22 protein-coding genes are annotated in these 24,071 nt (G+C 68.8%); 11 read left to right on the top strand and 11 right to left on the bottom strand.

The features are described 5' to 3' along the window. Positions 1 to 61: 61 nt before the first annotated feature. On the top strand, positions 62 to 403 hold the full coding sequence (locus GST15_RS08930) for a hypothetical protein (RefSeq protein WP_159016892.1): 342 nt from the start codon (positions 62 to 64) through the stop codon (positions 401 to 403). Here GST15_RS08930 and GST15_RS08935 read toward each other — a convergent pair. Beyond that, positions 367 to 1,551, bottom strand: a complete 1,185-nt coding sequence (locus GST15_RS08935) for a class I SAM-dependent rRNA methyltransferase (RefSeq protein WP_159016893.1) — start codon at positions 1,549 to 1,551, stop codon at positions 367 to 369. The genes GST15_RS08930 and GST15_RS08935 overlap by 37 nt on opposite strands. Positions 1,552 to 1,651: 100 nt before the next feature. Here GST15_RS08935 and GST15_RS08940 point away from each other — a divergent pair, with 100 nt between their 5' ends. After that, a complete protein-coding gene (locus GST15_RS08940; protein ID WP_425482218.1) occupies positions 1,652 to 2,428 on the top strand; it encodes a rhomboid family intramembrane serine protease in 777 nt (258 codons plus the stop codon). A 108-nt stretch (positions 2,429 to 2,536) separates the two neighbouring features. After that, positions 2,537 to 3,109, top strand: a complete 573-nt coding sequence (locus tag GST15_RS08945; protein ID WP_159016895.1) for a porin family protein — start codon at positions 2,537 to 2,539, stop codon at positions 3,107 to 3,109. A gap of 50 nt (positions 3,110 to 3,159) precedes the next feature. On the opposite strand, the gene GST15_RS08950 is transcribed toward GST15_RS08945, so the two are convergent. After that, entirely contained in the window at positions 3,160 to 4,323 is a 1,164-nt protein-coding gene (locus tag GST15_RS08950; RefSeq protein WP_159016896.1) for a hypothetical protein, read from the bottom strand. Positions 4,324 to 4,442: 119 nt separating this feature from the next. Here GST15_RS08950 and GST15_RS08955 point away from each other — a divergent pair, with 119 nt between their 5' ends. From GST15_RS08955 to GST15_RS08975, 5 genes are all read left to right on the top strand, one after another. Further along, the gene (locus GST15_RS08955) at positions 4,443 to 6,173 is read left to right on the top strand and encodes a M28 family metallopeptidase (RefSeq protein ID WP_159016897.1); all 1,731 of its coding nucleotides are present in this window, start codon (positions 4,443 to 4,445) and stop codon (positions 6,171 to 6,173) included. A gap of 28 nt (positions 6,174 to 6,201) precedes the next feature. Further along, positions 6,202 to 7,104: a phenylalanine 4-monooxygenase gene (gene phhA, locus GST15_RS08960; protein ID WP_159016898.1), complete on the top strand. Its 903-nt coding sequence runs from the start codon at positions 6,202 to 6,204 to the stop codon at positions 7,102 to 7,104. Positions 7,105 to 7,202: 98 nt separating this feature from the next. Continuing rightward, positions 7,203 to 7,517: a hypothetical protein gene (locus GST15_RS08965; protein ID WP_159016899.1), complete on the top strand. Its 315-nt coding sequence runs from the start codon at positions 7,203 to 7,205 to the stop codon at positions 7,515 to 7,517. A gap of 76 nt (positions 7,518 to 7,593) precedes the next feature. Beyond that, entirely contained in the window at positions 7,594 to 8,706 is a 1,113-nt protein-coding gene (locus GST15_RS08970) for a class 1 fructose-bisphosphatase (protein WP_159016900.1), read from the top strand. A 255-nt stretch (positions 8,707 to 8,961) separates the two neighbouring features. Continuing rightward, positions 8,962 to 10,866, top strand: a complete 1,905-nt coding sequence (locus GST15_RS08975; RefSeq protein WP_233263121.1) for an SLC13 family permease — start codon at positions 8,962 to 8,964, stop codon at positions 10,864 to 10,866. 24 nt (positions 10,867 to 10,890) lie between these two features. On the opposite strand, the gene GST15_RS08980 is transcribed toward GST15_RS08975, so the two are convergent. From GST15_RS08980 to GST15_RS08990, 3 genes are all read right to left on the bottom strand, one after another. After that, a complete protein-coding gene (locus tag GST15_RS08980; RefSeq protein WP_159016901.1) occupies positions 10,891 to 11,283 on the bottom strand; it encodes a response regulator in 393 nt (130 codons plus the stop codon). Continuing rightward, positions 11,280 to 15,230 (bottom strand): chemotaxis protein CheB, encoded by a 3,951-nt coding sequence (locus GST15_RS08985; protein ID WP_159016902.1) that lies wholly within the window; start codon positions 15,228 to 15,230, stop codon positions 11,280 to 11,282. The genes GST15_RS08980 and GST15_RS08985 overlap by 4 nt, the downstream gene beginning before the upstream one ends. A gap of 97 nt (positions 15,231 to 15,327) precedes the next feature. Continuing rightward, on the bottom strand, positions 15,328 to 16,455 hold the full coding sequence (locus tag GST15_RS08990; protein WP_159016903.1) for a PA0069 family radical SAM protein: 1,128 nt from the start codon (positions 16,453 to 16,455) through the stop codon (positions 15,328 to 15,330). 56 nt (positions 16,456 to 16,511) lie between these two features. Between GST15_RS08990 and cls the strand changes: the two genes are divergently transcribed. The 3 genes from cls to GST15_RS09005 all read left to right on the top strand — a co-directional run bounded on the left by cls (position 16,512) and on the right by GST15_RS09005 (position 19,087). Then, complete coding sequence (cls, locus tag GST15_RS08995) at positions 16,512 to 17,957, top strand: cardiolipin synthase (protein WP_159016904.1); 1,446 nt, start codon at positions 16,512 to 16,514, stop codon at positions 17,955 to 17,957. Between the two features lie 97 nt (positions 17,958 to 18,054). After that, positions 18,055 to 18,312 (top strand): hypothetical protein, encoded by a 258-nt coding sequence (locus tag GST15_RS09000; protein ID WP_159016905.1) that lies wholly within the window; start codon positions 18,055 to 18,057, stop codon positions 18,310 to 18,312. Positions 18,313 to 18,331: 19 nt separating this feature from the next. Further along, a complete protein-coding gene (locus GST15_RS09005; protein ID WP_159016906.1) occupies positions 18,332 to 19,087 on the top strand; it encodes a pyridoxine 5'-phosphate synthase in 756 nt (251 codons plus the stop codon). A gap of 307 nt (positions 19,088 to 19,394) precedes the next feature. On the opposite strand, the gene GST15_RS09010 is transcribed toward GST15_RS09005, so the two are convergent. The 6 genes from GST15_RS09010 to GST15_RS09035 all read right to left on the bottom strand — a co-directional run bounded on the left by GST15_RS09010 (position 19,395) and on the right by GST15_RS09035 (position 23,950). After that, the gene (locus GST15_RS09010; protein WP_159016907.1) at positions 19,395 to 19,808 is read right to left on the bottom strand and encodes an ExbD/TolR family protein; all 414 of its coding nucleotides are present in this window, start codon (positions 19,806 to 19,808) and stop codon (positions 19,395 to 19,397) included. 12 nt (positions 19,809 to 19,820) lie between these two features. Continuing rightward, positions 19,821 to 20,243: an ExbD/TolR family protein gene (locus tag GST15_RS09015; RefSeq protein WP_159016908.1), complete on the bottom strand. Its 423-nt coding sequence runs from the start codon at positions 20,241 to 20,243 to the stop codon at positions 19,821 to 19,823. A gap of 35 nt (positions 20,244 to 20,278) precedes the next feature. Further along, entirely contained in the window at positions 20,279 to 21,052 is a 774-nt protein-coding gene (locus GST15_RS09020; protein WP_159016909.1) for a MotA/TolQ/ExbB proton channel family protein, read from the bottom strand. A gap of 75 nt (positions 21,053 to 21,127) precedes the next feature. Continuing rightward, entirely contained in the window at positions 21,128 to 21,790 is a 663-nt protein-coding gene (locus GST15_RS09025; RefSeq protein WP_159016910.1) for an energy transducer TonB, read from the bottom strand. 133 nt (positions 21,791 to 21,923) lie between these two features. Continuing rightward, positions 21,924 to 23,042: a tetratricopeptide repeat protein gene (locus GST15_RS09030; RefSeq protein ID WP_159016911.1), complete on the bottom strand. Its 1,119-nt coding sequence runs from the start codon at positions 23,040 to 23,042 to the stop codon at positions 21,924 to 21,926. A gap of 101 nt (positions 23,043 to 23,143) precedes the next feature. After that, positions 23,144 to 23,950, bottom strand: coding sequence for a M48 family metallopeptidase (locus tag GST15_RS09035; protein ID WP_159016912.1), 807 nt, complete (start codon positions 23,948 to 23,950; stop codon positions 23,144 to 23,146). Positions 23,951 to 24,071: the final 121 nt, after the last annotated feature.

Below are 24,071 nucleotides of genomic sequence, written 5' to 3' on the forward strand. Positions count from 1 at the left end.
GCGTCTCAGCGGCTGCGCCACTTCATCGCACGCACACTTGTGCCTGCCTAGGATCGGGCCGATGGAAGCAGCAGTCGCGCCAAGGAAGCCGCCATTCCGCCGCTATGCCAACCTGGGAGGCCATTCCCCGGTCGCGGCCTACGCGCTGCTGCCCGACGGCATCGAGCTGCAGTTCAGCGACGGCCGGATCGTGCTCTACAACCACGATTGCCCGGGTCGCAGGCATGTCAGCCGGATGAAGGTGCTGGCGCGTGAAGGGCGCGGGCTGGACGCGTATGTCGTCCGCCACGTCGGCAAGCGGTTCGCGGCGCTGCTGGACGCGGGCCACGGCCGTGCCCCGCGCGTCACCCGTGCGACCGCGACGCCTCAGTCGAGCACCCGGCAGAACGCCGCCTTCAGGTAGCGCGATTCCTGCACGTGCGCCAGGAACGGATGGTCGGCGCCGGCGCCGGCGACCTTGAGCACCTGCAGCGTGCGACCGGCGTAAAAGGCGGCGCGCCGCAGCATGCCGAGGAATTCCTCCTCGCTGACCAGGCCGGTGCAGGAGAACGTCGCCAGCAAACCGCCCGGCCTGAGCACGCCGAGCGCGAGCTTGTTCATGTCCAGGTATTTCTTCAGCGCCGGGATCACCTGGTCGCGATCGCGCGTGAGCTTGGCCGGGTCGAGGATGACGACGTCGAACAGGTCGCCGCGGTTGCCGGCATCGCGCAGCCACGGGAAGATGTCGGCCTGCACGAACTTCACATGCGCGTCGTTGAGCTTCGCATTGCCCTTGGCGATGTCGAGGACGTCATCGTCGATGTCGATGCCGATGACCTCCGCCGCGCCGCGCACCGCGGCATAGACGCCGAAGCCGCCGGTGTTGCAGCACAGGTCGAGCACGCGCTGGCCTGCGACGAGCTGCGAGAGCCACTGCCGGTTGTCGCGCTGGTCGGCGAAGAAACCGGTCTTGTGCGCACCGGCGGGATCGGCGCGGAAGCGGATGCCGTTCTCGGTGATGATCGACGCCGTCGTCGGTTCGCTGCCGCTGCTGTTGAACGGCTTGAAGTCGAAGCTTTCCTGCTTCTGCACGTGCTCGTCGGCGAAGGCGTGGAAGCGGCAGCCGGGGAACTGCGCGCGCAGGGCCTCGTAGATCCATTCGCGATGGCGGACCATGCCGGCGCTGAAGAATTCGACGACCAGCAGGTCGCCGTAGCGGTCGACCACCAGGCCGCTGAGGCCGTCGCCTTCGGAGTGCACGACGCGCCAGGCATCGGACACCGCATCGAGTCGCAGCACCTCGCGGCGCAGCGCGACCGCGGCGGCGATCCTGCGCGCGAACCACTGCGCATCCACCGGCATGTCGCGGTCGGTCTCCAGGATGCGCAGCGCGATGCGCGAATGGCCGTTGTAGAAGCCGCGCCCGATCCACTCGCCATCCACGCCGATGATGTCGACGATGGAGCCCGGCCTGGGCTTGGATGCGGGCTTCTCGACCAGCTTCTGGAAGATCCACGGATGGCTGGACCGCCACGGATTGCGCAGGCGGACGCTGGGGATTTCTGCATTCATCGGCGCAGTTTACGCGGCCGCCGTCACGGGCCGGCGCGCGCCGGACGCGGCGACGCCCGGCAGGCCTTGCATTGGCGCAGCCAGCCGCCATTCCTCGGTGATGCACCTGCCCATGCCCGAAGCCGTCCCCGACACGCCGCAGCAACGCAGCGCCGACCGCCGGCGCCTGCAGCGCGCGCTCAACGCCAGCCTGGCCGGCGTGCTGCTGCTGGCGGCGACATTCGTCGCGCAGCATGGATTCGACTGGCGCGCGCTCGCGATCGCCCCGCACGCCTGGTCGGGTCTGGTCGGCATCCTCACCGCGCCCCTGCTGCATGGCTCGCCCGAGCACCTGGGCGCCAACGCCGTGGCCCTGCTGTTGCTGGGGACGCTGGCCGGCACGGTCTATCCGCGCGCCACGGTGCGCGCACTGCCGCTGTTGTGGATTGGATCCGGGCTGGGCGCATGGCTGCTGGGCGACGTCGGCACCCGCCACCTGGGCGCCAGCGGCGTCGCGCATGGATTGATGTTCCTGGTCTTCGGGCTGGGCCTGCTGCGGCGCGACCGGCCGGCGATCGCGGCCGCGATGATCGCTTTCTTCCTGTATGGCGGGATGCTGCTGACGGTGTTGCCGCACGAGCCCGGCGTGTCCTGGCAGGCGCACTTCGGCGGCGCGGTCTCGGGCCTGCTCGCGGCATGGCTGTTCCGCCACAGCGACGCGATGGCGCCGCGCCGGCGTTACTCGTGGGAGCTGGAAGACGAAGACAGCGCCGGCGAGGCGGACGCCGCTGCCGACGATCCGCTGGAATTGCCGCGACCCGATGCGGTGCCCGTGCTGTGGACACGCACGCCACCACCAGTCGGACGCGTGGTGGTGCGGCTGCCGCGACGCGACTGAGCAGAAGTTCCGCAACCCGGTTCGCGCGGCACAGTGCGGTTCATGCGCACCGGGATAGCCTGCGCGCGCCCATTGAACGGGCCTCACGACAACAAACAGGAATCCCCCATGAAAAACACCCTCATCCTCGCCTCCGCGCTGGCGCTTGCCGGCCTGTCCTCGGTCGCATCCGCGGCCGACGCCGGCGGACAGTGGTTCGTGCGCGGAGAAGCCGGACGCAGCCACGTCAACGCCGACGTTTCCGGCGTGGGCAGCAACAGCAACAACGACAGCACGTACTCGCTGCGCTCGGGTTATTACTTCAACCCGAACTTCGCGGTCGAAGGCTTCTACAGCAACCTGTACGACAAGAACTTCACCTACGCGACCCCGAACGACGGCAACACCAAGCTCAGCGCGATCGGCCTGGGCGTCGTGGGCAAGAAGAATTTCGGTGCCGACGGCAACGGCTTCTTCGTCGACGGTCGCGCCGGCGTGACCCGCGGCAAGGTCCAGGACTCGATCGCGGGCCTGGGCAAGGACAGCGCCACCTCGACCAAGCCCTACGTCGGCGTGGGCGCGGGCTTCGATTTCTCGCGCAACTTCGGCGTCAGCCTGAACTACGACCATCACAAGGGCAGCGGGCAGAACATCGACGTCACCGCCAATACCCTGACCGCCGGCGCGGAATACCGCTTCTGATCCACGCGTGCGCTTCACCTAAAAACGGCCACCTGCGGGTGGCCGTTTTTTCATGTCCGAAGATCGAGATAGCCCGATGGCACCAAGCTGGTGGCCAGCATCACCGCGTTGATGTCCTCGTGCGCACGCCACGTCGCCAGCTGTCGCGCGGCCGGCTCGCACCAACTGGCGTTGATGTCCGCGGCGAGCGCCGCATGGCGCGCGAGTTCCCGCAGGCGCGGCTCCAGCGCCGCAGCGTGCGCGGTGCCCGGCGCGGCCGCCTGCATGCGGTCGACGGCTTGCAGGCCGATCGCCAGCCCCAGTTCGCGGAACGCCAGCCGTTGCGACAACGGCCGCTGCCACGGGCGCTGCCGTGCATACGCCGCCAGCCCCGCACTGGCCGCATCGAGCATGCGTTCCAGCAGCGGTGACGGCATGGCGGCGGTGGACGGCAGCTGCATCAGCCGCCAGGCATCGGCGAGCAGTCCACCCAGTCCCAGCGGATCGTCGGTCCGCCAGTCACCGACATCCGCCCACGCCGCCAGCTGCGCGATCGCATCGGTCAGGTCCGGACCACCGACGGCCGCGGCGCGACGGGCCTGCAGCTGCAGGCAGGTGACCAGGCCGTCGAGCGCATCGTGCTGGCCGGTCGATGCGACCGTGGCGTGGCCCAGGTCGATGGTCATCTTCCAGACCAGGCGCGCGCCGTGGGTCGGCCGGCTGAAGCCGACCACGGCGGCCTGTGCCAGTTCGCAGGCCCAGCGCTCGGCATCCGGATGGCCGCTGGCATGCGCGAACTGGTCCAGCGCGTGCATCCAACGCGTCAGGTAGTGGAAGTACTGGCCGTCGCGCTCCCATTCCAGCTCCGCGTCGTAGGGCTGCCGCGGGCCGCGTTCGGACAACGGCTTGCCGATGCGCAGGCCGCCCACGGTCGGCTGCGCCTCGCCGGCCGCATCCGGCAGGCCGCTGATCCATCCCTGGCGGGCGTCGTCGGGACGATGGTGTCCCAGCACGTGGTGCACCTGGTCGACCAGCTGCGCGGCCAATGCCTGGAATGCCCCGGCGTCGGGGCCGCGCGCCAGCGCCAGGCAATTGCAGACCGCGAACGCATCCGTCCACAGATAGCGTCGCGGCTCGACGGTGGCCGACGACAGCCCGGTGCGCTCGGCGAAGGCGAGCATCAACTCAGCGGCCAGGCGGTTGTCGGCGGGCTCGACGGCGCGCAGTGCGGACATGGTCGTCGCTCCGGTTGCGGTGCGCGCATCGTGATCGCCGCCCGCGCAGCGGGCCGTGAATCGCGCGCGTTGATGCGCACGGCTGTGCTAGCGTCGCCGGGCACTCACGGGAAGCCGCCATGTCCGCTGTCGATCGCGCCCCGGCGCGCCAGTCGCTGTTGATCACACTGTCGTTGTCGGTCGCACTGTCGCTGCTGGCCGCGCTGTCGGCCTGCAAGCGCACGTCTGCACCGCCCGTGCCGCCGCCGGTGGCCGATGCCGCCGCCCAGCGCATCCGCAACGACGTCGCCACGCTTGCCGACGACGCGATGCAGGGGCGCGAGACCGGCACGCCCGGTTTCGAGCGCGCCGCCGACGTCGTCGTCGCGCGCTTCCGCGCACTCGGCCTGCAACCCGCCGGCGACAACGGCACGTTCTCCCAGCGCGTGCCGCTGCTCAAGGCGGTCCGCCTGGCCGACGGCGCGCGGCTGGACGTGATCCGCGCCGATCGCACGATCCACCTGCGTTTCGCCGACCAGTACCTGCCCGAGCCCGACTTCACCGCCGCCACCAACGCGGTGCAGGCGCCAGCGGTGTTCGTCGGACAGGGCGTGTCCGCAACGGACATCGGCCACGACGACTTCGCCGGCCTGGACGTACGCGGCAGGATTGCAGTGGTTCTGGGTGGCGCGCCGGCACGACTGGAAAACGACCGGCGCGCCGTGCTCGGGTCGCAGGTCGAAAAACTGCGCACGCTGGCTGCGCGCGGCGCGGTCGGCGTGATCTTCGTGGACACCGCGGAGGACGAGGCGCAGCTGCCCTGGGCGCGGCGCGTCGCGCATCGCGATCGTGCCGCCATGCGCCTGCGCGATGCGGACGGACACGCCATCGACGCGCTGCCGCAACTGCGCGTGGTGGCGCGCGTGAGCGCCGCCGCCGCGGACCTGCTGTTCGACGGCAGCGGCCATACGGCGGCCGAGCTGGCCACCGCCGCACGCAACGGCGAACTGCACGGATTCGCGCTGCCAGTGAAGCTGGCGCTGGCGACACGCACGCGCATCGCGCCGATCGACAGCCGCAACCTGCTCGCCACGTTGCCGGGCAGCGATCCGGCGCTGGCGCGGCAATACGTGGCCTCCAGCGCACACCTGGATCACCTCGGCGTTGCGCCGGAGGCCGCCGATGCGACCGGAGACCGCATCTTCAACGGCGCGCTGGACAACGCACTGGGTGTCGCCATCGTGCTGGAAGCCGCGCGCCAGCTGCATGCCACCGGACATGCGCCGCGCCGCTCGCTGCTGTTCGCCGCGCTGACCGGCGAGGAACAGGGCCTGCTCGGCGCGCAGTGGCTGGCGCTGCATCCGCCGGGACGACTGGTGGCCGACATCAACCTCGACATGCCGATGTTGCTGGCACCCACGCGCGACGTGGTGCCGATCGGCGCGTCGCATTCGACCTTGCAGGGCCCGCTGCAGCGCGCCGCCGCCGACACCGCGCTGACGCTGTCGCCGGACCCCTTCCCCGAGGAGTCGGTGTTCGTGCGCAGCGACCAGTACGCCTTCGTGCGCGCGGGGATCCCGTCGCTCTACCTGGACGGCGGCGTGGTGCCGGCCGCGTCCAGTGCCGGCAAGCCGGCCGACGCGACGACGATGCCGAAGCTGGCGCAACGCGATTTCCTGCGGCGCTGCTACCACCAGGCCTGCGATGACGTGCACCTTCCGATCCAGTACGGCGATGCCGCGCGCCTGGCACGGCTCGATGCGCGGCTGGCGTGGCTGATCGGCAACGACGCCGACGCGCCGCGCTGGCAACCTGGCGACTTTTTCGCCACCCCGGCGACCCCGGCCGCCACGGCCGCCACGGCGAAATGATCGCGGGCTTGGAGTTACCATCGGCCGCATGAACATCCAGCCAGACCCTGCCGGCAAGCACGTCGAGCACCAGCACACGGACAAGGGCTACGTGCCGGTCTACACGACCGCCGTGGTGGAGCAGCCGTGGGACGCCTACACCGCGGTCGACCACAACGTCTGGGCGCAGCTGTTCGAGCGCCAGCGCAAGCTGCTGGTGGGTCGGGCGAGCGATGCGTTCCTGGTCGCCCAGGACGCGATGGGGATGACGCCCGACGCGATCCCCAGGTTCGACGAGCTCAACAACATCCTGCAGAAGGCCACCGGCTGGACCATCGTCGGGGTGGAAGGACTGCTGCCGGAGCTGACGTTCTTCGAGCACCTGGCCAATCGCCGTTTCCCCGTGACCTGGTGGATCCGCAGGCCGGAGCAGCTGGATTACCTCGCCGAGCCGGACCTGTTCCACGATCTGTTCGGGCACGTGCCGCTGCTGATGAACCCGATGTTCGCCGACTACATGGCCGCCTATGGCCGCGGCGGGGTCAAGGCGCACGGCATCGGTCCCGAAGCGCTGGTCAACCTCACCCGCCTGTACTGGTACACGGTGGAATTCGGCCTGATCCGGCAAGCCGATGGCCTGCGCATCTATGGCAGCGGCATCGTGTCGTCCAAGGGCGAGAGCATCCATTGCCTGGAATCCAGCGCGCCCAACCGGATTGGTTTCGATCTCGAACGCATCATGCGCACGCGTTACCGCATCGATACCTACCAGAAGACCTACTTCGTCATCGACAGCTTCGAGCAGTTGATGCAGGCAACGGCGCCGGACTTCGCGCCGATCTACGCGCGGCTGGCGACGCAGTCGTCGTATCCGGCCGGCACCGTGCTGGACACCGACACCGTCTACCACCGCGGCAGCGGCGAAGGCTGGAGCCAGGACGGCGACGTCTGAACGACGGCGTCGGGCCTACACCGGGCAATCACCGGGGCCGACCGATCATTGGGTTCCCAATCCCAGCTGGTGCGACCCACGTGCACCAAGGTCAGTCCATGGACTATGCCGCCGACGAACTCATGGAAGCACTCGCGCGCATCGACACGCTGCTGCGCGAGGCGAGCCGGCGCGCCGGGGAGGGCTGCGATCCGGATTTCGATCGCAAGCTCGATGCCTGCGTGCGCGGCCTGCGGCCGATGCTCGGCGAGGACGACCTGACCGCCGCCACCGACGCGATCGAGGCCGCCAGGCGGGTGATGGTGTCGGCCGATCCGTCGGCGCCATTGCTGATGCTCGCGATGGCGCAGAAGACCCTGGGCGGGGTGATCCGCCGCCAGGCCAACACCCAGCGGTTGCGCTCGGCCGCCTGAGCGCACGGAGCTGCGGGCGCGCGGCGGAATGCCGGCACGGGCGACAATGGGCGCCCTTTCCGCCCGCACGCCTGCCATGACCAACGCCGATCTCCCGCCTGCCCATTCGTCCGGCCCGTGTTCGCTGACGCGCTTCCTGATCGAGGAAAAGCGCCAGGGCCGCATCAACCCGGACCTGCGCCTGCTGATCGAAGTCGTCGCCCGCGCCTGCAAGACGATCGCCGTGCACGTCGGCAAGGGCGCCCTGGGCGGCGTGCTGGGGGATGCCGGCACCGGCAACGCCGCGTCGATCAACGTCCAGGGCGAGGCGCAGAAGAAACTCGACGTGATCGCCAACGACGTGCTGCTCGAGGCCAATGCCTGGGGCGGCCATCTCGCCGCCTGCGCGTCGGAGGAAATGGACGAACCATTCCCGATCCCGGACGCCTATCCGCGCGGCAACTACCTGTTGCTGTTCGACCCGCTGGATGGCAGCAGCAACATCGACGTCAATGTGTCCGTCGGCACGATCTTCTCGGTGCTGGTCTGCCCCGGCGACGCGCAGCAGGTGGACACCCAGTCCTTCCTGCAGCCGGGCACCGCGCAGGTCGCCGCCGGCTACTGCATCTATGGGCCGTCGACGATGCTGGTGCTGACGATCGGCCACGGCACGCATGCATTCACCCTGGATCGCGAGCAGGGTTCGTTCGTGCTGACCCAGCGCGACATGCGCGTGCCGGAGCACACCCGCGAGTTCGCCATCAACATGTCCAACCAGCGCCACTGGGAAGCGCCGATGCAGGCCTACGTGCAGGACCTGCTGGCCGGGTCCACCGGCCCGCGCGGCAAGGACTTCAACATGCGCTGGATCGCGTCCATGGTCGCCGACGTGCATCGCATCCTCACCCGCGGCGGCATCTTCATCTATCCATGGGACCGCAAGCTTGGCCACGCCAGGCCGGATGACAACGTGGATCCGACCAAGGCCGGCAAGTTGCGGCTGATGTACGAGGCCAACCCGATGTCGATGCTGGTCGAGCAGGCCGGCGGCGCCGCGACCAACGGCCGCGAGCGGATCCTCGACATCGTGCCCACGCACCTGCACCAGCGCCTGCCGGTGTTCCTGGGATCGAAGGCCGAAGTCGCCGAAGTCACCGGCTGCCACCGCGCGCATGACGCCGCGATGGCGACGCAGGCCGCGCAGGCATGAACCGCTGCCGCGCCTTGCACTGACATCCATCGCGGGACGTTCGATTGCGCGTGCGCGGGATTCCCGTGCGGGCGGGCACCGAAAGCAGCCCGGGCGTGTCGGTAGCGGGAATCCGCCCTGGCCGGTCTGTTCCAGCAGCGCCAGGTGGCGCCACGCGATGCCACTTCGCACCGACGGCCCATCACGCGGCAACCGGCTGCCGTGCTGCGAGGCGGTGATCGCCGGCGGTTGAAGCCTGGTCCGGGGAGCGGCCGGATGGATCGCGTCGCCGCGGCGCATGCCGGTGACTTCACGCGCATGCCCCACAATGCGCCCGTTCATCTACCGCCCACCAAGGACGCCATGTCGCTGGACCTGGTCACGTTCCACCAGACGCTGTTCCTGCTGATCCTGGCAGGCGGCCTGTACCTGTTCGTGAGCGAACGCCTGCGCATCGACGTCACCGCGATGCTGGTGCTGCTGGCGCTGGTGCTCAGTGGCGTGCTCGACGCCGACCAGGCGCTGTCGGGATTCTCGAGCGAGCCGGCGATCATCGTCGCCGCGGTGTTCGTCATCTCCGGCGGCCTGGCCGCCACCGGCATCACCGAGCGCCTGGGTCAGTGGATCGGGCACGCGGCGGGGCGCAGCGAGGCGCGCGGGGTGGCGGTGCTGATGCCGGCGGTGGCGGCGCTGGCGGCCTTCACCCACCACGTGATGGTCACCGCGATGATGTTGCCGATCACCCTGCGGCATGCGCGCGAAGTCAACCTGCCCGCATCGCGGCTGCTGATGCCGATGTCGCTGGCCGCGTCGCTGGGCACGACCCTGACGCTGGTGAGCGCGCCGGCATTCCTGCTGGCCAGCGACCTGATCGAGCGCAGCGGCGGCAAGAGCCTGGGCATCTTCTCCATCAGCCCGATCGGCATCGCGCTGGTCGTGGTCGGCATGGTCTACATGCAGCTGACGCGCTGGCTGCTGCCGCGGCACAAGGGCGCGCATGGCGACGACGGCTACCTGCGGCTGGATCGTTACCGCACCGAGTTGCTGGTGGTCGACGGCTCGCGCTGGAGCACGCGGCCGCTGCTCGAGTTGCAGAATGCGTTGGGCGATCGCTTCGTCCTGCGCGGCTGGCTGCGCGACGGCAAGTTGCGCGCCGACCTCAAGCCGAGCAGTCCGCTGCTGGCTGGCGACGTGCTGCTGGTGGAGGCATCGGCCGACGACCTGATGTCGCTGCACGACGATCCGGGCCTGGACCTCAACGCGATCGCCCGCTATGGCGCCCGGGTCAATGGCGAGGGCGAGTCGCAACTGGTGCAGGCCGTGGTGGCGCCGGGTTCGGAGTTCATCGGCCGCTCGGTGCGGGCGCTGGATTTCTCGCGGCAGTTCCAGGCGGTGATCGTCGGCCTGTGGCGGCGCTCGGGCGAGATCGGCGAACGCTTGGCCGACGCGCGCCTGCGCGAAGGCGACCTGCTGGTGCTGTACGGCCAGCCGGCGCATTTCGGCGATCTCGCCGCGCACCACGGCTTCCTGATGCTGGTGCCGTTTGCCGGGGAGGCCAAGCGCCGCCTGCGCGCACCGCTGGCACTGGGGATCCTGGTGGCGACGATCCTGGCTGCCGCCACCGAATGGCTGCCGGCGCCGCTGGCCTTCCTGATGGGCGCGGTGGCGATGGTGGCCACGCGCTGCGTCGACGTGAACCAGGCCTACCGCGCGATCGACGTGCGCATCTTCGTCATGATCGCCGGGGTGATCCCGCTGGGGATCGCCATGGAACAGACTGGCACCGCGCAGTTGTTCGCGCGCGGCCTGCTGCATGTGGTCGCGCACTGGCCGGTACTGGGCGTGCTGCTGGTGATGTTCTCGGCGGCGGCGCTGCTGACGCAGATCCTGTCCGACGCCGCGACCACGGTGCTGCTGGGGCCGATCGCGGTATCGCTGGCCACGTCACTGGGATTGCCGCCGACGCCGTTCGTGGTGTGCACGGCGCTGGGCGCGGTGGTGGCCTTCCTGACCCCGATCGGGCACCACGGCAACCTGCTGATCCTGGGGCCGGGGCAATACCGCTTCAGCGACTTCCTGCGCGTGGGACTGCCCTTGACCGTGCTGATCGCCCTGGTCAGCGCGTGGATGGCGCAATGGTTGTGGCTGGGCGGGGCGCTGGTCCCGCACTTCGGTCGCTGAGCCGGGCAGTGCCCGGCGGGCAACTCAGCCGGCCGAACCGGTCGCCGGCTGCCGCGCGCCTTCGGCCAGCACGTTGGCGAGCATGGATTCCAGCATGGCCGGATCGTAGGGCTTCTGCAGCATCGGGCAGCCGTGGAACTCGCCCGGCAGGCCACGCTCGCCGTAGCCGGACGCGAACAGGAAGGGCACGCCGCGGCGGCGCAACTCGTCGGCCACCGGGAAGACTTCCTTGCCGGCCAGGTTGACGTCCAGGATCGCGGCGTCGATATCCTCGACCTCGGCCAGCGCCAGCGCCCCCGGAACCCGCGCCGCCTTGAGCACGCGATAGCCGGCTCCCTCCAGCACGTCCTGCAGCATCATCGCCAGGCATGCCTCGTCCTCGACCAGGAGGACGCACTGGGTCGCCGGGTTGGTCATGGCGCTGCCTCGGAAAGTGGGACGTGGATCACGCAGCTTACGCCCGTTTCGACGTAGTCGAGCGTCGCTTCGCCGTTCAGTTCAAAGGCCAGCCCCTCGGTGATCAGGCGGGTGCCGAATCCACGCCGGGCGGGCGGGGTGACGGGCGGACCGCCGGATTCGGTCCAGGACAGGTGCAGCCACGGCTGCCCGCCCTCGTCGCGGGCATGCCATCGGACCGTGACGTCGCCCTGTGCGCCGGACAGGGCGCCGTACTTGCTGGCGTTGGTCGCCAGCTCGTGGATGGCCATGCTCAGGGCCAGGGCCATCTTCGGGTTGAGCAGCAGGTCGCCCCCGGCCAGGCGTGCCCGCGCCTGCTCCTCTGAATCCCGATCGCGCAGGTACGGCGCCAGCTCGCTGGCGATGATGTCGCGCAGCTGCGCACCAGTCCAGGCATCGTGGGCCAGCAGGTTGTGGGTGTTGGACAGGGCCAGCAGGCGGGCGCCGAAGGCCGTGCGGAAGGCTTCCATCGAGGTCGACTGCGTCAGGGTCTGCATCGCGATCGCCTGCACGGTCGCCAGGGTGTTCTTCACCCGGTGGTTGAGCTCGTCCAGCATCAGGTCCACGTGCTGGGAAGCGAGCTTCTGCTCGGTGATGTCGAGCACCGCCGAGATGATGTGCCGGGGAGCATGGTCGCCACCCAGCATCGCGGTGACGCTGTTGCTGGTCCACACGAACCGGCCGTCCGGTCGCACGAAGCGCAGGTCGAGCTGGAAGTGGCTGCGCTCGGCCAGCAGCGTCCGGACCAGGTCGAGGTTCTGCTGCACGTCGTCGGGATGCAGGATGTCCTGCACGCGCAGCCGGTAGAGCTCGCGTGCGGTGCGGCCGACGATTTCGCAGAAGCGCGGGTTGACCAGCTCGAAGCGGCCCTCGACATTGGTCTGGGCCAGTCCCATCGACGTCTGTTCCAGGATCGCGGCCAGCCGGAATTCGCTGTCGTGCAGGGCGCGGTCGGCGCGGCGTCGATCGGTGACGTCGCGGGCGATCGCCGAGCCGGAGACGACCTGGCCGGATGCGTCCCTCACCGGCGAGCACGACAGGTCGATCGCAACCGTTGAACCATTCTGGCGACGCCACGTCGCCTCGAACTTGGTCACGCCCTCGGGATCCGCGCACGCCGCCAGCAAGCGCTGGAGCTGGTCTTCCTGCCCGGCTGGCAACAGCATCGCCAGCGAATGCCCGATCACGGTCCCGGGCTTGTAGCCGAGCACGCGCTCGGCCCCTGAATTCCAGCTGGTGATGGTGCCATCGAGCGCGTAGCCGACGATCGCGTCCTTGGACCATTCCACGATCGCCGCCAGTCGCGCGCGCTCGGTTTCCTGCGCTTCGCGCTCGGTGACGTCGATGAAGGTCAGCACGGTGCCATCGATGACGTTGTCGACGGTGCGGTACGGCCGCACCCGCAACAGGTAGGACGGCACGCCGTCGCCGCCGCGCAACACGCGCTCGACCGGCGCCAGGGTGCGCAGCACCTGCCTCACGTCGTCCTGCAGCTGCGGATACTGCACGCGCGTCGCGATCTCGGTGATCGGCCGGCCGCGATCGCCCTCGCGCAGGTGGAAGACCTGCCCCATGCCGGACGTGAAACCGGTGACATGCAGCGCGGTGTCGAGGAACAGGGTCGCGATCTGCGTGCTTTCCATCAGGTTCTGCAGGTCGTTGTAGAGCCTCGCGAGCGTCTCGTTCTTGCCCTGCAGCTCGGCATTGATCGTCTGCAGTTCCTCGTTGATCGACTGCATCTCCTCCTTGGAGGTTTCCAGCTCCTCGTTGGCGGACTGCAGCTCCTCGTTGACCGACTGGTATTCCTCGTTGGCCGACATCAATTCTTCGTTGGCGGTTTCCTGCTGCTCGGTGGCCGCCTGCAGTTGCTGGCGCGTCTGCTCCAGCTCCTGCTCCAGCGCCGTGATGCGTGCACTCTCCGTCGCGCCGCCGCCAGCCTGCGCACCGGGAGGCGCCCGCTCGACGGCGTCGAAGGCGATCACGTAAAGGTCCTTGCCGCCATCGGCCTCGTGCAGCGGCGCGGCGATCAGGCGCAAGGGCTGGCGCTGGCCCTCGACGTCGATGTCCAGTCCCTCCTGCACCACCATGCGGTGCTGCGAGGACGCCTGCTGCACCGACGTGCGGGCGGCGCTGCGCAGGCCCTTGTGCAGCAGGCTGAAGAGATTGAGGCTGGCGCTGCCGGTCGAGGGACCGAGGTAGCGCGCGGTGTTGCCGGAAAACCGCACGATGTCGTGGTTGCCGTCGATCACCACGTAGGCGGGCGAGTACTTCTCCAGCGCACGCCACACGCCGCGATCCAGGGCGTCATCCACCTGGGCGCGGCTGCGTGTGGTCGCCGACCGCGAGGCGGCGGTACCCGGGTGGGCGATGCCGGCGGGGCTGCGGAAGATCGGCACGCCATTGGGGATGTTGTCGTTGCGGCGCTGGTACAGGCGCTCTTTCTTGTCCAGCACGGTGAACAACGCTGCGCTGCGCGCCAGGCTCTCCGACGGTCCCAGCAGCAGGTAACCGCCGGGGCGCAACGCGTAATGGAAAACCCGCAGCAGCCGTTGCTGCAATTCTGCATTCAGGTAGATCAGCAGGTTGCGGCAGGAGACGATATCCAGCTGCGAGAACGGCGGATCCTTGATCGCGCTGTGCACGGAAAACACGCACATCTCGCGGATCGTCTTGGCCACGCAGCGATCCTCGCCGTCGGTGGTGAACCAGCGCGATTCGCGCTCCGGCGTCACGCCCACCAGGGGACCGCTGTAGCGACCGGCGCGCGCGGTCGCGATCGCGCGGTCGTCGATGTCGGTGGCGAAGATCTGCACCTTCGGCGCGCCGCGACGATCGCCGACGACCTCGCAGATGGCGATGGCCATCGAGTAGGCCTCCTCGCCGGTGGAGCAGCCCGGCACCCAGACACGCAGGGTGTCGGCGGCGCCTTTCTCCGCCAGCAGCGCAGGCAGTACCCTGGATTTCAGCGCCTCGAAGGCCGCGGGATCACGGAAGAATTCCGTCACCCCGATCAGCAGGTCGCGGAACAGGGCCTCGATTTCGATCGGGTCCTTGCGCAGCCGCGCGATGTAGTCGGTCACGGCGTCCAGCTGCAGGACCTGCATGCGCCGCTGGATGCGGCGCACCAGCGTCTTCTCCTTGTACTGGCCGAAGTCGTGCCCGACCTCGGCCCGCAGCAGCCCGGTAATCGTCTGCACATGCGCCGGCAGGTCCTGGCGGATGCCGTCCGGCGCCTTGCGGTCGCGGGTCGCGCGCAGGTGCGCCAGGTGCGCGATGAGCAGCGCCGGGATCTGTTCGACCGGCAGCACGTGGTCGACCAGTCCGGTGGCGGCGGCGCTGGCCGGCATGCCGCTCATCGGGGTGTGGTCCTCGATGGCCTGGGCGACCGTCAGGCCGCCGTATTCCTTGACCGTGCGCAGGCCGCGGGCCCCGTCGCTGCCGCTGCCCGACAGCACCACGCAGACGGCGTTGTCGCCCTGGTCCTCGGCCAGCGAACAGAAGAACGTGTCGATCGGCCAGCGATGCTGGCGCGGCGGTGCGGGCGTATGCACCTGCAGGGTGCCGGATTCGATGGTCAGGGTGGCGTCGGGCGGGATGACATACACATGCCCGGGCTGGACCGGATCGCCATCGGCCGCCTGCACGACCTCCATGCGCGTGCTGCGACCGATGAGTTCGGCGAGCATGCTGTGGCTGTCTGGCGCCAGGTGCTGGACCAGCACGAATGCCATGCCGCTGTCCGCGGGCATGTGGCTGAAGAAACGCTTGTAGGCCTCCAGGCCGCCGGCTGAGGCGCCAATCGCCACGATCAACTGCGGTCCGGCGGGAACCAGCGATGTCGATTGTTCCACCGGCACCGCCGTCGCGGTGGCGTCGGCAGGTGCAGGCTGTGTGTGATTGCGTGCCATGGTCCCCGGCGGATGTTGTCCGTGGCCCGAGTATCGGCCCACATCCATGACCGGGCAAACGCGACAGTGCAGGCGCGACGGCCATGCAACCGCTGCATCAGCGACTCGCGAAAAGATCCCCCTGCGGCGAGGGCGGAACGGGTGCGACGAAGCGGCTGCTGTTCAGCGCGGGCAGGCGGCCGTAACCCAGGCGGGCATGCGCCTTGTGGAAGCGCTGCGCCAGCAGTTGCGCGAACGGGCCTTCGCCGCGGGACCGCAGGCCGAAACGGCTGTCGTAATCCTTGCCGCCGCGCATCTGCTGGATGAGGCTCATCACGTGCGCGGCGCGGTCGGGATGGTGCAGCTGCAACCATTCGCGCCATACCTGCTTCAACTCGTGCGGCAGCCGCAGCAGCACGTAGCCGGCGGCACGCGCGCCGTGGTCGTGCGCGGCGTGGAGGATGTGCTCGAGTTCGTGGTCGGTGATCATCGGGATGACGGGTGCGACCATCACCCCGACCGGCACGCCAGCGTCCGCAAGAACCCGCATCGCCCGCAGCTTGCCGTGCGGCGCGGTGGCGCGCGGCTCCATCTTCGCCGCCAGGTGGTTGTCGAGCGTGGTGATCGAGAAATACACGGTGACCAGCCGCTCGCGCGCCATCGCCGCAAGCAGGTCGAGGTCGCGCGTGATCAGCGCGCTCTTGGTGACGAAGCTCACCGGATGGCGGCACTCGGCCAGCAACTCCAGCACCTCGCGGGTGATGCGGTAGCGGCGCTCGATCGGCTGGTAGGCGTCGGTGTTGATGCCCAGCGCGATGGCGGACGGCACGTAGCCCGGCTTGGACAGTTCATGCCGCAGGCGCTCGGCGGCGTTGGTCTTGGCATACAGGCGCGTCTCGAAATCCAGCCCCGGCGACAGGTCGAGGTAGGCGTGCGAGGGCCGCGCAAAGCAGTACACGCAGCCGTGCTCGCAACCGCGATACGGATTGACCGACTGGCTGAAGCCGACGTCGGGCGAGCTGTTGCGGCTGATGACCGAGCGCGCGCGTTCCTCGGTGACGCGCGTGTCCGGATGCGGAGCAACGGGCGCGACGTCGTCGTCTGCCGCGTTGGCGTACACCGAGCCCCAGCCGTCGTCCTCGCCGTGGGCGACGGTCTTCTCGAAGCGGCCATGGACCCGGGAGGCCGCGCCGCGGCCCTTGATCGGCGCCCGTGCCCTGCGGGCGTCCTCGCGTGCATCGTTCACCGCGACAGCCTACGCTGCAGCCGTCGCAACGCCCGCGACACGCCGCTGAATCCTTCATGCTCGACGCATTGCACGCCGACTGGTTGTGGCTCCATCACTTCCCCCACTTCGCGCTGTACCTGACGCTGGGATGGATCGGTTACCTGGTCTGGCTGGGCGGCTGGATCGTGCTGCAGAAGCGCGCCCCGGCGGCGACGCTCGGGTGGCTGCTGGCACTGGCCGCCCTGCCCTACATCGGCTTCCTCATCTATTACGTGCTCGGACCGCAGCGGATCAAGCGCCAGCGCCTGCGTCGCGCCCGCTCGCGGGTCGCGCTTCCGCAAGCGCAGGGCACGGTCGAGGAAGCGGAGACCCGTGAACTGTCGCGACTGGCGCAGGCGACCACCGGCCTGCCCATCACCACCGCGACCAGCGTGCGCCTGCTGGTCGACGGCGCGGCGACCTACGACGCGCTGCTGGCCGACATCCGCCAGGCGCAGCACCAGATCCATCTGGAGTACTACATCTATTCGCCCGACGTGACCGGCACCCTGCTGCGTGACGCGCTGGTGGAGCGCGCGCGCAACGGCGTCGTCGTGCGCCTGCTGCTCGATGCGCTGGGCTCGTCGCATTGCCCGCGCCGCTTCTTCGCGCCGCTGCTGGCCGCCGGCGGCGAACTCGCGTGGTTCCATCCGATGCGCTTTGGCCGGATCTGGAAACGACCGTGGCTCAACCTGCGGTCGCACCGCAAGATCGTGGTGATCGACGGCCGCGTCGGCTTCACCGGCGGCATCAACGTGACCGACGAGGAGAACGAACGCCTGCGCAGCGACGCCTACCGCGACCTGCACCTGCGACTGGAAGGCGATTCGGTGCGGTCGCTGCAGCAGGTGTTCGTCGAGGACTGGGCCTACGCCACCGGCAAGCGCGACTTCATCGCCTCGGTCGCGAAGGTCATGCCACCCGCGCAGCACGGCGCGATCAACGCGCAGGTGCTGACCTCGGGACCGGATTCGCCGTGGGAGGCCATCCATCGCCTGCACGTGGGCGCGATCAACGCGGCGCGCAAACGCCTGTGGCTGGTGACGCCCTACTTCGTGCCGGGAACGGCCGCGATGATGGCGCTGACGTCCGCGGCGCTGGCCGGCCTGGACGTGCGGATCATGGTCCCGCGCAGCAGCGACAGCCGGGTTGTCACCTATGCGGCGCGCTCGTATTTCGACGACCTGCTCATGGCGGGCGTCAAGATCCACGAGTACGGGCCGCGGATGCTGCATACCAAGGCGATGCTGGTCGATGACGACGTGGCGATCATCGGCAGCGCCAACTTCGATGCCCGCAGCTTCCGGCTGAATTTCGAGGTGTCGGTGATGTTTGCCGACAGTGGCATCGCGGGTGAATTGGCGGCGTTGATCGCAGCCGAGTTCGCCTCGGCCCCGCGTGTGCGCGAGCAACGCGGGCGGTCGCTATGGACGGTACGGCTGCCCGAGGCCCTGGCCCGCCTGCTGTCGCCGGTGCTGTGACTGCGCTGCGGGGCGCGGGCGTTCCACATTCGGGGGATCGCCCTTAGACTGGCCGTGATCGCAGCTGGGGCTGCGACGCTGGCGCGAGGAGCGTGCGATGCCTTGGGTGTACCTGCTGTTGGCACTGGTCGCCATGGCGATCGCCTTCAAGACCACATCCCTTGCCCTCGCGGCAATCTGCCTGCTGGCTGCGCTCGGCCTGCTCGTGGCATGGACGTTGGGCCTGTTGGCCCAGCGCGTCGGCAGCCGCAGCCGTGACGAGGCCATGCTGCTCGATCCGCAGGAGCTGCGCCGGCTGCGTGAACAGGCCGAGGCGAGGCGCACGCAGGCCCCGCCGGAACCACCCGCCGCTTGAGACGGCAGGAACCGCCGCGATGACGCTGCTCAGCGTCAACGTCAACAAGATCGCGGTGTTGCGCAATTCGCGCGGCGGCAGCGCGCCGGACGTCGTGCGGGCCGCGCGCGCATGCCTGGACGCCGGCGCTCACGGCATCACCGTGCATCCGCGCCCCGACGCACGACATATCCGCAGCGACGACGTGCTGGCACTTGCGGCTTTGTGCCGCGATCGCGGCGTCGAGTTCAACCTGGAAGGCAATCCCTTCGCCCCGCCGCGCGCGGACTATCCAGGCTTCCACGCGTTGTGCGCGCAGGCGCGGCCGGCGCAGGCCACCCTCGTGCCCGATGCGGACCAGCAGCTGACATCGGATCACGGCTTCGATTTCGCGCGCGATGGCGAGCGCCTGCGCCCAACTGTTGCCGCGTTGCGGGCGCTGGGTTGCCGGGTCAGCCTGTTCGTCGATGCGGATGACGCCAGGGTCGCCGAGGCGGCGGCCGTGGGCGCGGATCGGGTCGAGCTGTACACCGGGCCCTTCGCCGAGGCCTTTGCGGCCGGCGACCCCGGCGCGGCGCTGGCAGCCTGCGCGGCGACGGCTCGGCGCGCGCAGGCTGCAGGCCTGGGCGTCAACGCCGGGCACGACCTGAGCCAGGCCAACCTTGCCGCTTTCCTCGGGGCCGTGCCGCGGGTGCTGGAAGTCTCCATCGGCCACGCCCTGATCGACGAGGCGCTGTACGCCGGCCTCGATGCAACCGTGCGCGCCTACATCGCCATCCTGCAGTCGGCTGGCTGACAGCGCCGGTCGCACGGGCCGTCGCGCAGGCACGCCTCGGCGCAGCAGTCCGCACCTGTTGCGGATTCCAGCGTGCCCGGGCCAGCGCCAGCGCATCACAGACGCCCGACTCGCCGCCATTGGCGTCGGTGCGCGCTTTCCGCCCGCGGGCGATCCCGCATCACGCTGATCAAGCGGCGTTGTCGACGCCGGGTGTCACTGGCATTGCAGCGCGTGCCTGGCGCCAATGAAAAACGCCGCCCGGGGGCGGCGTTGTCCAGTCGGTCCGGCGAGATGCACCGGCGGCGCGCTGCAGGAGCGCCGCAGGTTACTTCTTGACGAAGCCGATCTTCTGCATGTTTGCATTGCGCGCGGTCGCGAGCACCTTGGCCAGCACGCCGTAATCGGCGTCGTCGTTGGTGTCGATCTCCAACGTCGGCTGGTTGTTCGGGTCGCGCTCGACCTCGCTTTCCATCATGTTGCGCAAGGCCGACATCGGCGTCGGGCTTTCGTTCCAGAACACCTGGCCGGAAGCATCGATGCGCAGTTTGATCGGCTCCGGCGGGGTGGTGTCCGGCGGCGGGGTGACGCTGCGCTGCGGCAGGTCGATGTCGATCGGATACGACAGGATCGGTGCCGTCACCATGAAGATGATCAGCAACACCAGCATCACGTCGACGAGCGGCGTGACGTTGATGTCGGCCATCGGCGCGCCGGTCGCGGAGTTAGAACTGAAAGCCATCCTCGGTGCTCCCTACGGGCGTTCTTTGGTGGCGATGAAGCCGACCTTGGCGATGCCCTGCTGCTGGGCGATGTTCACCACGTCACTGACGATGCGGTACTTGGTGGTCGCGTCGCCGCGCACGTTGACCTCGGGCTGCGGTGTCTTCTGCGCCTCGACGGACAGCTGGCTCTCCAGCTGGTCGCGGGTCACCGGGGCGTCGTTCCAGTACAGATGGCCATCCTCCTGCACCGTCACCGTGATCGGCGGCGTCGGCGGCACCTTGTCGGGCCGCTTGTCCAGGTTCGCCTGTGGCAGCTCGACCTTGACCTTGTGCGACATCAAGGGCGCCGTGATCATGAAGATGATGAGCAGGACCAACATCACGTCCACGAGGGGCGTGACGTTGATCTCGGACATCGGGGCCCCGTTCTGGGTGCCACTGCTGAAGGCCATGGGCCGGACTCCGTGTTTCTGTCGTTCGCTTGGACTTACTGCTTCGCCGGGAGTTCGCCGACGCGGGCGCCGGTGGCGAAGAAGTCGTGCAGGTCGTGGGCGAAGGTGTCGAACTTGTTGTACGTCACGCGGTTCAGGCGCACGAAGAAGTTGTAACCCAGCACGGCCGGGATCGCGGTGAACAGACCGATCGCGGTCATGATCAGCGCTTCACCCACCGGACCTGCGACCGCATCGATCGATGCCTGGCCGGTGGCGCCGATGCGGATCAGGGCGCCGTAGATGCCCCACACCGTACCCAGCAGACCGACGAAGGGAGCGGTCGAACCGACCGTCGCCAGCACCGTCAGACCCGACTCCAGCCGCATCGATTCGCGGGTCACGGCCTGACGCAGGGCGCGATCGACGAACTCCGAGCGGTTCAGCGATTCCACCAGGCGCGAGCCTTCGTGGCGCTGGTGGTGGGCGGCGGCCTGTGCGGCGTCGAGCGCGATCTTGGAGAACGGCTCGCGGCGCGGCTGCTCTTCCATGTAGCGGATCGCGTCCTGCGCGTTGGTGGTTTCCCAGAACGTGCTGACGACGCGGTCGGCGCCACGGCGCAGGGCCATGTTCTTGAACAGGTTGATCACGATCCAGTAGATCGACATCGCGGACATGATCAGCAGGGTGAGCAGCACCGCCCACTGAACTGCGTAGTTTCCAGGCGTGCTCATCATTTCGCTGAGCAGATGGTCGACGCCCATCTGGGTCAGCGCGGTGGCAGCGTTGGTGCCCCCGGTCGCAGCGGCGTTAGTGGTTTCCTGCAGCATGACGCTTACCTTTGGATGTGGTGGTTTGGGAGAGACGTTTGGAGCTGTGCGGCGGTGGTGATCGTTGGATATGGATTACTGGAGCTTGAAGTCGACCGGGACGCGCACCCGACCGGCGGACTTGACGCCGTTCCTGACAGACGGGTTGAAGCGCCACTTGCGTGCGGCCTCCATGGCGGCCCGGTCAAGATCGCGATTGCGGCTCGACTTTTCTACGGACACCTTCGTGACGTTGCCGTTGGCGTCCACGTCGACGATCAGGACCACGACTCCCTCGATGCCCTCGCGGAATGCCGCGGGAGGATAGGTCGGGGGGTTCATGTTCTTGGATGAGATATCCACGCTGGCGCCAATGTCGGAAACCTGCGCGGGCGGGGACGGCGGTGACGGCGGCGGCGATGGCGTCGACATCGGCGTGGGGGTGTCCATCACGACCGGTGGCTCATCCGGCGGCGGCGGCACGGGCGTCGGCCGCGGTGGCGAGAGCTGCTTGATCTCGACCGGCTTCTGTGGGGTCGGCGGCGGCGGCGGCGGTGGCGGCGGCGGCGGCGGCGGCTCGATGACCACGACCCGGGTCACGTCTTCGTCGGCCTTGTCGGTGCCTGGCGGCGTCACCGGCGCGAGCAACAGCAGCAATGCTGCGGCATGCACGGCGATCACGAAGGTCATGCCGGCGATGCGCGGCCAGTTCAGGCCGTCATCTTCGTTCTTGTCGGTCGTCGGCAAGCGTTGCGTCATGCGAGGGGAACTCGGGTGTGGCCGGGCGCCATCGCGCCGCGGAAGGTGTCGAATAACCGCGACCAATCAGATCGCGGGAACCTCTAAGCTTATACCAATCACGCGGATGTGCACCAACCGCGCTTGCGCTTGGTTACTTGTGCCCTGGCTTGGCGGCGAGCTTGTTGGCCTCGGCCGCGTTTGCGGGGCTCACGCCCTTCTTCAAGGCAAGCTGCGCCGCTACCCGCGCCTCGCCAGTGCGCTTTTCATTCCACAGCACGCGCGCCAGGTTGAGCGCCGCCAGGCCATCGGCAGCCATCGGCGCGGCCTTGCCGTACATGGCAATGGCGGTGGCGGCGTCCCCTGCGGCATAGGCGTCCTGCGCAATCACCGAGTAGGCCTTGGCCAGGTCCGGGGATGGCTGGATGACGCCCTTGGCGACGCCCTCCTCGATGATCGCCCGCGCCTGCGCCGGTTTGCCGTCATTGATGTAGCCCGCGTACAGGGCCCGGTACTGGGCGGCATCCTTGAGCGCGCCCTTGCCTTGCGCGGCGGCGAGCAGCGCCGTCGCCTTGGCCGGCTCGTTGCCCTGCTGGTAGGCGGCGGCGGCATTCATCAGTGCCTGCGTGTTCGTCGGGTCGGCGGCGTAGATCTGTTCGTAGAGCCTGGCGGCTTCATCCGGGCGGTGCACCTGCGCGAGCAGGCTCGCCTTCATGCCCAGGTATTCGGGTGCCTGTGACCTGGTTTCCGTCATCAGCCGCTCGACAGTGGCCAAGGCCTCGGCCGGATGCTGGGTCTGGTACTGCATCACCGCCAGGTTGTACATCACCTGGAAATGCTCGTCGTTGTCCAGGCCATTGCTGTCGACGGCAAGCTTGAAGTCGGCGGCAGCCTTGTCCTTGTCGCCCGCGTCGGCCGCTGCGGTCGCGGCAAGCTGATAGGCGAAGCTGCGCTCGTAGGCGTTGCTCGACGTCGATCCCAGCGCTTCGGCCTTCTCGATCGCCGGCGTGTATTGCTTTGCCTGGTAGAGCGCGACGACCTCGGCCAGGACCTTGCCGCCGGATTTCGTGGCCTCCAGCTCGGGCGAGATGCGGGTGGCATTGGGGAATTTCGCGTCGGCGGCGACCTTGCCCTTGGCAGCCTGTTCCTGCTTGTGGTGGGCGCGAACCTCTTCCGCGTCGTAGCGGCCAACCTGCGCCGAGGCGACAGTGGATGCCAGCACGGCGATGGCAAACAGCGCGATGGAAGCGCGCGGGCGAGGAGCTGTATTCAATGGATGATCCTGGTGGGGTTGGAGCCGAAACGCTGGCGCGGCGTCGAGGCCGCGCGCAAATTAGCAGAAAGTTCGCCAAGCGGCTGTGTCGGTCGTCTCGTTCAACCGCAATGCGGCTTGCGCCCGGACGCAAGCGCCTGCTGGTACGCCGGCATCAAGCCAGCGGATCGCGTGCTGAGTTCCCCCAGCCGGCTTTGTGGATCCGGATGGGTTGACAGCCATTGCGGCGGGCGGTTGCCGCCGGCGGCGATCATGTTCTGCCACAGGTTGACCGCCTGCCGCGGATCGAATCCGGCCCTGGCCATCAGCTGCTGGCCGACGACGTCGGCTTCGCTCTCCTGCGCGCGTGAACCCGGCAGCAGGAATCCGGTCTGTGCCAGCACGCCGCCGCCCTGCACGGCGGCATCCGCAGCACCCTGGCCATAGCGCGAGCCGAGCAGGGCGCCAACAAGCTGCAGCACGCCCTGCGCGCCGGCCTGTCGCGTCAAGCGTTCCTCATGGTGGCGCGACACCACGTGGCCGATCTCATGCGCGATCACCGCCGCCAGCTGGTCCTGGTTGCGGGCGACATTGAAGATCCCGGTGTTCACGCCGACCTTGCCGCCGGGCAAGGCGAATGCATTGGGTTCCTTGTCGACGAACACCGCGGTTTCCCAGCCGGTCGACTGCCAGCTCGCCGGCAGTTCGCGCACCAGCGACGCCACCACGCAGCGCACGTAGCCGGTCTGCTGCGCATTGGTGCTCTGCGGCGTCTTGGCCTTGGCCTCGGTGAATGCCTGGGCGCCGAGCAGGTTGAGCTGCTGCTGCGAGACGGCGCCCACGTACTGGGTACGGCCGGTCGGCGAGGTCGTCGTGGCGCAGCCGGTCACGGCGGCGGCGAGGGCAAAGCTCAGCAACAACGGTTTCATCGGCAGCTCCATTCAAGTCCGGCCTTTGTAGGCACCAGTGGCTGAAGGTGGCGTCAAGCACCCGCCTGCCTGCTGGTTGCCATTCAGCAGGGCCGCGCGATGCGCGAGCAGCGTCACAGCT

The sequence above is a fragment of the Cognatiluteimonas profundi genome, from assembly GCF_009792795.1.
Taxonomy (GTDB): Bacteria; Pseudomonadota; Gammaproteobacteria; order Xanthomonadales; family Xanthomonadaceae; genus Cognatiluteimonas; species Cognatiluteimonas profundi.

Excerpts from the sequence above, each read along its gene's own strand:
- GST15_RS08930 (WP_159016892.1), top strand. The coding sequence starts at position 62 with ATGGAAGCAGCAGTCGCGCCAAGGAAGCCGCCATTCCGCCGCTATGCC.
- GST15_RS08935 (WP_159016893.1), bottom strand. The coding sequence starts at position 1,551 with ATGAATGCAGAAATCCCCAGCGTCCGCCTGCGCAATCCGTGGCGGTCC.
- GST15_RS08940 (WP_425482218.1), top strand. The coding sequence starts at position 1,652 with ATGCACCTGCCCATGCCCGAAGCCGTCCCCGACACGCCGCAGCAACGC.
- GST15_RS08945 (WP_159016895.1), top strand. The coding sequence starts at position 2,537 with ATGAAAAACACCCTCATCCTCGCCTCCGCGCTGGCGCTTGCCGGCCTG.
- GST15_RS08950 (WP_159016896.1), bottom strand. The coding sequence starts at position 4,323 with ATGTCCGCACTGCGCGCCGTCGAGCCCGCCGACAACCGCCTGGCCGCT.
- GST15_RS08955 (WP_159016897.1), top strand. The coding sequence starts at position 4,443 with ATGTCCGCTGTCGATCGCGCCCCGGCGCGCCAGTCGCTGTTGATCACA.
- phhA (WP_159016898.1), top strand. The coding sequence starts at position 6,202 with ATGAACATCCAGCCAGACCCTGCCGGCAAGCACGTCGAGCACCAGCAC.
- GST15_RS08965 (WP_159016899.1), top strand. The coding sequence starts at position 7,203 with ATGGACTATGCCGCCGACGAACTCATGGAAGCACTCGCGCGCATCGAC.
- GST15_RS08970 (WP_159016900.1), top strand. The coding sequence starts at position 7,594 with ATGACCAACGCCGATCTCCCGCCTGCCCATTCGTCCGGCCCGTGTTCG.
- GST15_RS08975 (WP_233263121.1), top strand. The coding sequence starts at position 8,962 with ATGGATCGCGTCGCCGCGGCGCATGCCGGTGACTTCACGCGCATGCCC.
- GST15_RS08980 (WP_159016901.1), bottom strand. The coding sequence starts at position 11,283 with ATGACCAACCCGGCGACCCAGTGCGTCCTCCTGGTCGAGGACGAGGCA.
- GST15_RS08985 (WP_159016902.1), bottom strand. The coding sequence starts at position 15,230 with ATGGCACGCAATCACACACAGCCTGCACCTGCCGACGCCACCGCGACG.
- cls (WP_159016904.1), top strand. The coding sequence starts at position 16,512 with ATGCTCGACGCATTGCACGCCGACTGGTTGTGGCTCCATCACTTCCCC.
- GST15_RS09000 (WP_159016905.1), top strand. The coding sequence starts at position 18,055 with ATGCCTTGGGTGTACCTGCTGTTGGCACTGGTCGCCATGGCGATCGCC.
- GST15_RS09005 (WP_159016906.1), top strand. The coding sequence starts at position 18,332 with ATGACGCTGCTCAGCGTCAACGTCAACAAGATCGCGGTGTTGCGCAAT.
- GST15_RS09010 (WP_159016907.1), bottom strand. The coding sequence starts at position 19,808 with ATGGCTTTCAGTTCTAACTCCGCGACCGGCGCGCCGATGGCCGACATC.
- GST15_RS09015 (WP_159016908.1), bottom strand. The coding sequence starts at position 20,243 with ATGGCCTTCAGCAGTGGCACCCAGAACGGGGCCCCGATGTCCGAGATC.
- GST15_RS09020 (WP_159016909.1), bottom strand. The coding sequence starts at position 21,052 with ATGCTGCAGGAAACCACTAACGCCGCTGCGACCGGGGGCACCAACGCT.
- GST15_RS09025 (WP_159016910.1), bottom strand. The coding sequence starts at position 21,790 with ATGACGCAACGCTTGCCGACGACCGACAAGAACGAAGATGACGGCCTG.
- GST15_RS09035 (WP_159016912.1), bottom strand. The coding sequence starts at position 23,950 with ATGAAACCGTTGTTGCTGAGCTTTGCCCTCGCCGCCGCCGTGACCGGC.